This is a genomic window from Streptomyces sp. NPDC057307 (assembly GCF_042667665.1).
In the GTDB taxonomy this organism is placed as follows: domain Bacteria; phylum Actinomycetota; class Actinomycetes; order Streptomycetales; family Streptomycetaceae; genus Streptomyces.
In genome coordinates, this window is the sequence record NZ_JBHUZM010000206.1 from 1 (window position 1) to 10,101 (window position 10,101).

General features: G+C 70.6%; 8 protein-coding genes. 6 read left to right on the plus strand and 2 right to left on the minus strand.

Annotated elements, in window-relative coordinates:
• Window positions 1–65: 65 nt before the first annotated feature.
• Window positions 66–1,064 (minus strand): phosphatase PAP2 family protein, encoded by a 999-nt coding sequence (locus ACFUN8_RS35420; RefSeq protein ID WP_383647017.1) that lies wholly within the window; start codon window positions 1,062–1,064, stop codon window positions 66–68.
• Window positions 1,065–1,505: 441 nt separating this feature from the next.
• Here ACFUN8_RS35420 and ACFUN8_RS35425 point away from each other — a divergent pair, with 441 nt between their 5' ends.
• Window positions 1,506–3,233, plus strand: coding sequence for an MFS transporter (locus ACFUN8_RS35425; protein ID WP_383647019.1), 1,728 nt, complete (start codon window positions 1,506–1,508; stop codon window positions 3,231–3,233).
• Window positions 3,234–3,298: 65 nt separating this feature from the next.
• Window positions 3,299–4,513: an acyl-CoA dehydrogenase family protein gene (locus ACFUN8_RS35430; protein ID WP_383647022.1), complete on the plus strand. Its 1,215-nt coding sequence runs from the start codon at window positions 3,299–3,301 to the stop codon at window positions 4,511–4,513.
• Window positions 4,514–4,540: 27 nt separating this feature from the next.
• Here ACFUN8_RS35430 and ACFUN8_RS35435 read toward each other — a convergent pair whose 3' ends face one another.
• Complete coding sequence (locus tag ACFUN8_RS35435) at window positions 4,541–4,975, minus strand: cell division protein SepF (protein ID WP_382572415.1); 435 nt, start codon at window positions 4,973–4,975, stop codon at window positions 4,541–4,543.
• A 276-nt stretch (window positions 4,976–5,251) separates the two neighbouring features.
• Here ACFUN8_RS35435 and ACFUN8_RS35440 point away from each other — a divergent pair, with 276 nt between their 5' ends.
• From ACFUN8_RS35440 to ACFUN8_RS35455, 4 genes are all read left to right on the plus strand, one after another.
• Window positions 5,252–6,517 (plus strand): DUF5685 family protein, encoded by a 1,266-nt coding sequence (locus ACFUN8_RS35440; protein ID WP_383647024.1) that lies wholly within the window; start codon window positions 5,252–5,254, stop codon window positions 6,515–6,517.
• Window positions 6,518–6,570: 53 nt separating this feature from the next.
• A complete protein-coding gene (locus ACFUN8_RS35445; protein WP_383647027.1) occupies window positions 6,571–7,371 on the plus strand; it encodes a DUF1684 domain-containing protein in 801 nt (266 codons plus the stop codon).
• 291 nt (window positions 7,372–7,662) lie between these two features.
• Window positions 7,663–8,562: a S1 family peptidase gene (locus ACFUN8_RS35450; RefSeq protein WP_383647029.1), complete on the plus strand. Its 900-nt coding sequence runs from the start codon at window positions 7,663–7,665 to the stop codon at window positions 8,560–8,562.
• A 382-nt stretch (window positions 8,563–8,944) separates the two neighbouring features.
• Window positions 8,945–10,030: a S1 family peptidase gene (locus tag ACFUN8_RS35455; RefSeq protein ID WP_383647032.1), complete on the plus strand. Its 1,086-nt coding sequence runs from the start codon at window positions 8,945–8,947 to the stop codon at window positions 10,028–10,030.
• The last annotated feature ends 71 nt before the right edge of the window (window positions 10,031–10,101 follow it).

Genomic DNA, 10,101 nt, shown 5'->3' on the forward strand with positions numbered 1-10,101 from the left:
CCCGGCGGACGCGCCGGGGTCTTCCGCTGTTCCGGCCAAGGTCCCGGCCGGGTTCTGACCGGGCCTCAGCCGCCCGTCACCGGCCGGGAACGCGGTGGCCGGCGGCTGCCCGCCGGGGTGGTCGGGGTCCGTTCCGAGCGCGCCGTGGCGTGCGGCCGGGGCTGGGTGAGCTGCGCGGTCGTGTTCCTGCCGGTCGCGCCCCGCCCCGTGTGGGCGGTGCCGACCGTCGAGCGGCCGGCGTCCTCGTCCTCCTGCGCGGGGAGCTGAGGGACTATCACGGGCCAGGGCCCGCCGGCCGGTACCGGCTCGGCGGCGGTCCCGCGCCGCTCGCGCCACCGCGCCCGTACCTGCTCACGTACCGCGAACACCGCGGCCTCGGTACGGCCGATCGTCGGCTCGAACCACGGCAGGGCCAGCAGGATCAGCAGACCGGCGACCCAGCCGAGCAGGACGTCGCTCAGCCAGTGCGTGCCCAGATAGACGGTCGTCGCGCCGACGCCGAGGGCGACCACGGACGACCCGATCGACAGATAGCGCCTGGCCCGCGGAGTGGTGGCCAGATAGGCCAGGATTCCCCAGGTCACCACGGCGTTCGCGGTGTGTCCCGAGGGGAATATGTCGCCGCCCGCGAAGAGTTCGGCCGAGCCGATCTGTGTCGCGTAGTGCGGCCCGAGCCGGCCGAGGCCGAGCTTCACCGCACCCACGGTCACGTTGAGCAGCAGCAGTGACGCGCCGAGAACCAGCAGTGGACGCAGTGTGTGCTGGCGCCAGGACCGCCAGCCCAGCCAGGCGGCGATCATCACGGCCGTGGGGCCGCGCTGTCCGAGCACCACGAAGTAGTCCAGGAACGCGTGCAGTTGCTGCCACTGCTGGTACGGCCGGAACAGCATGATCTTCCAGTCCAGCGTCACCAGCCAGGACGAGGCGAGAACGGCGATGACGATGGCGAGATAGAACGCCAAAGTCCCGCCGAAGAGAGTCACGCGGGTACGGCTCATCCGCGGGATCTCTATCTTCGGCGGCTCCGGCTCCCGGTCCAGTCGGGCGAAGATGTCGGTACGCACCCAATCGACGTTACAGCGAGTGAACGGCCGTCTCGGTCGTTCCAGTCTCTTTGTGATGACGATGTGATGTGGAGTGTGTCTCGGATCGCTGTTTATCCGAGGCCGTTCCGCAATTTCAAGTGACCTTCTGCCCTATTGCCCGCGGCGGGGGCCCCGGTAAGTGTCTTTGTGCGCAACAGAATTAGTTCACCGTGGCGTCGCACGGAATTTTCCGACCGCTTGACCGAGGCTTGACCGCGCCGGGGTGACCCCCGGCCGTCCGGGACCCGCCGCCGTACGCGACACTTCGACGTTCGACGAGGTGAGATGGGCCACGTTCGGGGCGGGGGAACTCGCGTACGCTGTCCCGCACTCGCCCGTCGATGCCGGGCCGCCCAGGGGGACCACCGCCGTCCCCGGCTGGTCCGCCGAGCGCGAGGGACTTCACTGGGAGGTAGGTAGATGTCCGGGACCACCACGGCCGGAGCGCGCCTGCGTGCCGCCGTCGGCGGCGGTGCCCCCGGCGGCGGCGTCAACCGCTGGGCCGTCCTGGTCGTACTCTGCGTCAGCCTCCTGCTCGTCGCGCTCGACGCGACCGTGCTGCACGTCGCCGTCCCCGCCGTCAGCGAGGACCTGCGGCCCAGCGGTGTCCAGTTGCTGTGGATCGTGGACGCCTACCCGCTGGTCTGCGCCGCGCTGCTGATCCTCTTCGGCACGCTCGGCGACCGGATCGGCCGGCGCCGGGTCCTGCTCATCGGCTACGGGATCTTCGGCCTGGCCTCGGTGGCCGCGGCCTTCGCCGGGTCGCCCGGCATACTGATCGCCGCCCGCGCCCTGCTGGGTGTCGGTGGCGCGATGATCATGCCCGCGACTCTCTCCATCCTCCGTACCGTCTTCCCCGACCGCCGCGAGCGCGCCATGGCGATCGGCATCTGGACGGCGGTGGCCGCCGTCGGCGCCGCGACCGGACCCGTCCTCGGCGGATTCCTCGTCGAGCACTTCTGGTGGGGCTCGGTCTTCCTGATCAACGTGCCGCTGATGGCGCTGATCCTCCCGGTCGGCCGCTTCCTGCTGCCCGAGTCGAAGGGCGGCTGCGACGGCCCGTGGGACGTGGTCGGCGCGCTGATGGCGGCGGCCGGGGTGCTCAGCGCCGTCCTCGGGGTGAAACGCCTCGGCGCGGGCGCCTCGATGCTCGATGTCAGGACCTTCGGGCCGCTGCTTCTCGGGACGGTCCTGCTCTTCCTCTTCGTACGGCGGCAGAAGCGCCGGAAGCATCCGCTCATAGACGTCACGATGTTCGCCCGGCGTACCTTCTCGACCTCCGTCGGCTGCATCGTCCTCGCGATGCTCGCGCTGGTCGGCCTGGAGCTGATCGCCGTCCAGTACCTCCAACTGGTACTGGGCCTCAGCCCGCTGGAGACCGGACTGCGGCTGCTCCCGCTCACCTTCGCCGCCATGGCGGCGGGCGCCACCGGCTCGCACACCCTGCGCCGCGTCGGCCCGCGCCGGATGGTCGCCTGCGGGTTCGTCCTCACCGCCGGCGCCGTACTGCTGCTGGTGATGATGGGCCACCACGACCGCCCGGCGCTGCTGACCACGGCCTTCGTGCTGCTCGGCTTCGGCCTCCAGTCCACGCTCTTCGGCGCGTACGAGTCGATGCTCAGCGAGGCGCCACCGGAGCAGGCGGGCGGCGCCGCGGCGATCGGCGAGACGGCGTACCAGCTCGGCGCGGGCATGGGCATCGCGCTCCTCGGCAGTGTCATGAACGCGGCCTACGCGCCCGGCCTGTCGTCGGGCGCTGTCGACGGGGTGCCGGCGGCCGCGGGGTCGGCCGCCGCCAACTCGCTGGGGCAGGCGTACCAGGTGGCCGCCCAGCTGGGCGGTCCGGCGGGGGAGGCCCTGCGTACCGCGGCGCGTCACTCCTTCGTGCACGGTCTGCATGTCACGCTCCTGGTCAGCGCGGGGCTGCTGCTGCTCGGCGCGGTGGCGGCGCTGCGGCTGCCCCGGGTGATGGACTGCGGGACACCGCCGTGCGGCGAGGCCGACGGCGCGGCCGGGAACGGCATACCGGCGCCACGCGACGGCAAGGCGGTCGGGGCCACTGTTCCCGCGGGCCGGAGCCCCGCGCGCCACGGCGGGTCTGGACGGGCGACAGCCTTGCGTCGTAATGTCGGCGCCGAGCGTAACTAGCGCTGCTAGTTTTACAGACATCCGCGAGTTCCACCGACATCCGCGAGCCGCCGGAGGCAGCCCCCATGTCCGCACCCTCAGCCTCGAAGCCGTCGTCCTCCTCGAAACGCCCGCCCTTCGACCCGCGCGACCCCCTCGGCATCGACGATCTGCTGGAGCCCGAGGACCTGGCCGTCCGCGACACCGTGCGCACCTGGGCCAAGGACCGGGTCATGCCGCACATCGCCGAGTGGTACGAGCGCGGCGAGCTGCCCGGTATCCGCGAGCTGAGCCGTGAACTCGGCGCCCTCGGCGCGCTCGGCATGTCGCTCCAGGGTTACGGCTGCGCGGGAGCCAGCTCCGTCCAGTACGGGCTCGCCTGCCTGGAGCTGGAGGCCGCCGACTCCGGGATCCGCTCACTCGTCTCCGTACAGGGCTCCCTCGCGATGTACGCGATCCACCGGTTCGGCTCGGAGGAGCAGAAGGAGCGGTGGCTGCCCGGCATGGCGGCCGGCGAGATCATCGGCTGCTTCGGTCTCACCGAGCCCGACCACGGCTCCGACCCGTCCGGGATGCGCACGTACGCCAAGCGCGACGGCACCGACTGGGTGCTCACCGGCCGCAAGATGTGGATCACCAACGGCTCGGTCGCGGGCGTCGCCGTTGTCTGGGCCCAGACGGACGAGGGGATCCGCGGCTTTCTCGTACCGGCCGGCAGCCCCGGCTTCTCGGCGCCCGAGATCAAGCACAAGTGGTCGCTGCGCGCCTCGGTCACCAGCGAACTGGTCATGGACGAGGTACGGCTCCCGGCCGACGCCGTACTCCCCGCCGTCACCGGTCTGCGCGGTCCCCTCAGCTGTCTGAGCCACGCCCGCTACGGGATCGTCTGGGGCTCGATGGGGGCGGCCCGTGCCAGTTTCGAGTCGGCAGTCGACTACGCGAAGACCCGCGAGCAGTTCGGCAGGCCGATCGGCGGCTTCCAGCTCACCCAGGCCAAGCTCGCCGACATGGCTCTCGAACTGCACAAGGGGATCCTGCTGGCGCACCATCTCGGCCGGCGCCTGGACGCGGGGAAACTGCTTCCCGAGCAGGTCAGCTTCGGCAAGCTCAACAATGTGCGGGAGGCGATCGAGATCTGCCGTACCTCGCGCACGATCCTCGGGGCCAACGGGATCTCGCTCGAATATCCCGTGATGCGGCACGCGACGAATCTGGAGTCGGTGCTCACCTACGAGGGCACCGTGGAAATGCACCAGCTGGTGCTGGGCAAGGCACTCACCGGTCTGGATGCCTTCCGGTGACCGGGCGTGACCCGGTGAGCGCCTCGCTCAGCTCTGGTTGAAGAAGCCGTCCCGCCCGTGGGCCTTGGACTCCCCGCTGACGATCTCGGTGTCGGCGGGGGTCAGCAGGAACACCCGGGTGGCGACACGGTCGATCGAGCCACGGAGACCGAAGATCAGTCCGGCGGCGAAGTCGACGACGCGCTTGGCGTCGGCGGGCTCCATCGCGGTGAGGTTCAGGATGACGGGGACACCCTCCCGGAACAGCTCGCCGATGCCACGCGCGTCCCGGAAGCTCTCCGGCGAGACGGTGGCGATCCTGCGGTCCTGCTCCGGAGCCGCCTCGGCGGCGATCCGCACCCGCGGATCGGTCTTCCAGGTGTCGTTGTTCTCGGCACCCTCGGAGTACTCGTCGTCGTAGTAACGCTCGTCGTTGTCCTCAACGAGGCCCAGCCAGGCACTCGCCTTGCGCACCGATCCCATGGACGCCTCCTTTCACCGCGGTCGCTTGTGGTTCCGCATCCCTATGGTTGTCCATGATGCGGATTGCGCGCCAAGTGGATTGTCGCCGCGCAGGGGATTCGTGACGGTACTGGTGCAGAAGATATGGCGATTCGTCAGGGTTCTTCCTGTGTACGGGCCCTGACGTAATGAAAATATGAGAGTCCAGCCAGACGGGTGACGCTGGGGACGTACGGGTGAACGAGATGGCTCGATACGATGCCTGGCGCACCGTCGAACGACACCGGGGGGACCGTCGTGTTCGGAATTGTGAGGCCCTGCAGCCATCGACTCTCGGAAGGACTCAGGACCGAGTGGATGGCTCATCTGTGCGGGCTGTGCCTGGCACTTCGCTCGGACCACGGACAGTTCTCCCGCATCGTCACCAACTATGACGGCCTGATCGTCTCCGTTCTGACGGAGGCTCAGGCCGAGCGCAGCGCCGGATGGCGCCGTACAGCTGGCCCCTGCCCACTTCGCGGGATGCGAACCGCTCCGGTCGCGAAAGGCGAAGGAGCACGCCTTGCAGCGGCTGTGTCGCTGGTGCTCGCCTCGGCGAAGGTACGGGACCACGTCGCCGACGGGGACGGGATGTTGAGGCGGCGGCCGGTGGCGCTCGCCGCGCGCCGGATAGCCGGCGGCTGGGACCGCGCGGGGGCGCGTACCGGTGCGCGGCTGGGCTTCGACACGGCGGTGCTCGTCGACGCGGTCGACCGGCAGACCGGCATCGAGGCGCTCGCCGGCCCCGGCACCCCGCTGCTCACCGTCACCGAGCCGACCGAGACCGCGACGGCCGCCGCGGTCGCGCACACCGCCGTACTCGCGGGCCGGCCGGGCAACATGGCGCCGCTCGCCGAGGCGGGCCGGCTCTTCGGGCGGCTCGCCCATCTGCTGGACGCCGTGGAGGACCAGGGAGCTGACGCCGCGTCGGGTGCCTGGAACCCGCTCACGGCGACCGGCACCTCACTCGCCGAGGCGCGCCGGCTCGCGGACGACGCGCTGCACGGCATCCGGCTGGCGCTGCGCGACGCGGAGTTCGTCGACGACAAGCTGGCGCATGTGCTGCTGGCGCACGAACTGCGTACCTCCGTCGACCGCGCCTTCGGGACGTCCTCCTGTTCGCACCAGGGGCAGGTGAGCGTCCAGGACGGGAATCCGTACGGGGGGCAGGGCGGGAATCCGTACGGCCGGTCCGGTCCGTACGGCTCGAACAATCCCCACGGGGGCGGGAATCCGGGCGGCGGCAACCCCTACGGCGACGGCGGGCCGGGCGGCCCCGGTGGTCCCGGCGGTCCCGGACCCGACCTCCTGCCCCGGCCGCCCCGGCCGGAGCGACGCGGCTTCTGGGCCGGCTGCGCGGTGGCGATCGGTCTCTGCTGCACCTGCCAGCTCTGCTGTGCCAGTGAGTACGAGGGTCCGTGGTCGCGCGAGAGGCGTGAGGGCTGCGCGGACTGTGCCGACTGCGGCTGTGAATGCTGCAACTGCGGCTGCGACGGTTGTGACTGCTGCGGCTGCGACTGCTAACCGCGGGTGGAGGCGCGGCCCGGGCGGAGGCCCGTGTGGAAGGCTGCGTCGGCATGAGCACAGACACAGACCTGGATCCCGCGCGGAACTGGAAGAACTGGCACGAACGCCGCATCGCCGCCGTCTCCGCACCGCACGGCCCGCTCTCGCTGACCGGCACCCACTGGCTCTCCGACTACCCGGAAGGGCGAATTCCGGCCGTGCCCGGCGTGTGGCGGGAGCGTGGGGACGACGTGACGCTCACCGCCACCCCCGAGGACGGGCTCACGGTTGACGGCCGGCCGCTGACCGGTGCGGCCGTCCTGACCGCCGACCGGGGTCCCATCGGCGAGTCCCGGGTCGCGCACGGCGGGCGCAGGCTGGTGGTCATGCGCCGTGAAGGGCTCTGGGCGGTACGGGACTTCGACCCGGAGTCCCCGGCGCGCCGGGCGTTCGTGACCGTCGAGGCCACGCCGTACGACGACCGGTGGGTGCTGCCGGGGCACTTCCGTCCGTACGGCGAGAGCCGCGCCGTACGCGTCGAGAACGCCGACGGACGGGAGCGCGGTCTCGCGCTCGCGGGTGAACTGGCCTTCTCCGTGGGCGGTTCGGAGCACACCCTCCAGTCCGTCGTCGAGCCCGACGGGTCCCTCTGGGCGGTTTTCGCCGACGGCACCAGCGGGCTGAGCAGTTATCGCTTCCGCTTCCTGCGGCCGTCACCGCCGGCCGCGGACGGCACGGTGAGCGTCGATCTCAACCGGGCGCTGCTGCCGCCCTGCGCCTTCGCCGAGCACTTCATCTGCCCCTTCCCGCCGCCCGGGAACACGCTGTCGTTCGAGGTCCCGGCGGGGGAGCGGAACATCGTCGTCCGCTGAGTGCCCCACGTCCGGAAGCGGCCCCGGTCCGCGCCGCGCGGACCGGGGTTGTCCCGACATGTGGGCAACTCGGCGGGCGGCGCTCCAGCGGTGATTTCACGACGCTCCAGCGGCATTTCGCCCGGTGCGGTGGCCGGAAAGCGCCCTTGCGCGGTCAGTTGGCTCATCCAATACTCCCCTCACAGCGCTTGTCAGGGGCACGGCATATCCGGAATACGGACGTATCCCTGACTGCGCCTCACGGGCCAGACCACCCCAATCAGGCCCCAGATTCCTTCGGAGGAACGACACGTGAGGATCAAGCGCACCACCCCCCGCAGTGGTATCGCGAGACGGACGCGTCTGCTCGCCATCACCACTGGTCTCGTCGCCGCAGCCGCACTCGCCGTCCCCACGGCCAGCGCGGACACGGCCGGGACCTTCAGTGCGACCCAGCTCACGGCGGCGAGCGACGCCATCCTGGGTGCCGACGTGGCAGGCACCGCCTGGTACGTCGACAAGACGACGAACGCCCTTGTCGTCGAGGCGGACTCCACCGTCAGCAAGGCGGAGATAGCCGAGATCAAGCGTGAGGCGGGTGCCAACGCCGGCGCCCTGGAAATCAAGCGGACCCCCGGCAAGCTCTCCAAGCTCCTCTCCGGCGGCGACGCGATCTACTCGCCCTCCGGTCGCTGCTCGGCCGGGTTCAACGTACGCAGCGGCACCACCGACTACTTCCTGACCGCCGGTCACTGCACCGAGGGCAACCCGAACTGGTACACCAACTCGGCGCGCACCACGCTCATCGGCCCGACGGCGGGCTCCAGCTTCCCGGGCAACGACTACGGCATCGTGCGCTACTCCAACGCCTCGGTCTCGCGTCCCGGCACCGTCGGCAGCATCGACATCACCAGCGCGGCCAACGCCACGGTGGGCATGTCGGTGACCCGTCGCGGCTCCACGACGGGCACCCACAGCGGTAGCGTCCAGGGCCTCAACGCCACGGTCAACTACGGTGGCGGCGACGTCGTCTCCGGTCTGATCCGTACCAACGTCTGCGCCGAGCCCGGCGACAGCGGCGGCCCGCTCTACTCGGGCAGCCGCGCGATCGGCCTCACCTCGGGCGGCAGCGGCAACTGCTCCTCCGGCGGTACGACGTACTTCCAGCCGGTCGTCGAAGCGCTGAACGCGTACGGCGTCAGCATCACCTGAGCACCGCCCGAGTACCACCCGGCCGGCCCGACCGGCCGGACCGAGCAACGCTGAGACGAGTCCCCGCCCGTGAGCTCCGGGCGGGGACCCGCCGCGTTTCCAGGGGTGTTTCCGGGGCCGAACTCCCGCGCCAGGAGGTCTATTTCAAGACAGGACTAGACCTCACCCACTGCCGATCCGGTGATTGCACCGAGTGTTTACGAATGGAACGGCTCGGCTCTGACCACCGCACGTGACCGGGTTGAAAAGGAAATGAACCCGCCGTGTGCACGTCCGGAAGCCGACCTTGTGTGCTACTGGCGAGTTTAGGAATAGTGGGCGCCTCGTCCTCCGTGTCACCGCACCCCACATGCGATGACGCGGCCCCCACAGGAGGTATCAGTTGAAGCACCGACGCATTTCCAGGAAGCGCATGGCAGTCGCGGGCAGTGCCGTCGCCGCCATGGCCGTGGCCGGGATTTCCTTCCAGACTGCGAACGCCAGTGAGGACACCGCCGCGACGACGGCGAAGACACTGTCGGCGCCGGCGGCCGGAAAGCTCGCATCCACCCTCGTCGGCGACCTCGGCGGCGACGCGGCCGGTTCGTACTACGACAGCAAGACCAAGGCCCTGGTCGTCAACGTCGTCGACGGCAAGGCCGCCGAGACCGTGCGCGAGGCGGGCGCCAAGGCGAAGGTCGTGGCGCACTCCCTGGCCGAACTGAAGGACGCCCGCGGCTCCCTCACGGGCAAGGCGAGCACTCCTGGCACGGCCGTGGCCGTCGACCCGGTGTCGAACAAGGTCGTCGTCACGGCGGACAGCACGGTCAAGGGTGCCGCGCTGAACAAGCTCACCAAGGCCGTGGAGAAGCTCGGCGCCAAGGCCGAACTGAAGAAGACCGCCGGGGAGTTCAAGAAGTTCATCGCCGGCGGCGAGGCCATCCACTCCGGTGGTGGCCGCTGCTCCCTCGGCTTCAACGTGACGGTGGGCGGCGCGCCGCACTTCATCACGGCGGGCCACTGCGGCACGGCGGGCAGCTCGTGGTCCGACTCCGCCGGCGGCGCCGAGATCGGCTCCATGGTCGACTCGCAGTTCCCGGGCAACGACTTCGCCCTTGTCGAGTACACCGGTTCGACGGACGCCCCGAGCGCCGTCGACCTGTACGACGGCAGCACGCAGGAGATCACGGAGGCCGGCGACGCCACCGTCGGTCAGGCGGTCTCGCGCAGCGGCTCCACCACCCAGGTGCACGACGGTGAGGTCACCGCGCTCGACGCCACCGTGGACTACGGAGGCGGCGACGTCGTCGAGGGCCTCATCCAGACCACGGTCTGCGCCGAGCCCGGCGACAGCGGCGGCTCGCTCTTCGCGGGTACCACCGCGCTGGGTCTGACCTCGGGCGGCAGCGGCGACTGCTCCTCGGGCGGCGAGACGTTCTTCCAGCCGGTGCCGGAGGCGCTCGCGGCGTTCGGTGCCACGATCGGCTGACGGACAGCTGACGACCGGTTGACGGTCGGCTGATCGTACGGAACCAAGGAGCCCGGCCCGCCGTCATCGGC

Coding starts and splice junctions, on each gene's coding strand:
- ACFUN8_RS35425 (WP_383647019.1), top strand. CDS start 1,506: ATGTCCGGGACCACCACGGCCGGAGCGCGCCTGCGTGCCGCCGTCGGC.
- ACFUN8_RS35430 (WP_383647022.1), top strand. CDS start 3,299: ATGTCCGCACCCTCAGCCTCGAAGCCGTCGTCCTCCTCGAAACGCCCG.
- ACFUN8_RS35435 (WP_382572415.1), bottom strand. CDS start 4,975: ATGGGATCGGTGCGCAAGGCGAGTGCCTGGCTGGGCCTCGTTGAGGAC.
- ACFUN8_RS35445 (WP_383647027.1), top strand. CDS start 6,571: ATGAGCACAGACACAGACCTGGATCCCGCGCGGAACTGGAAGAACTGG.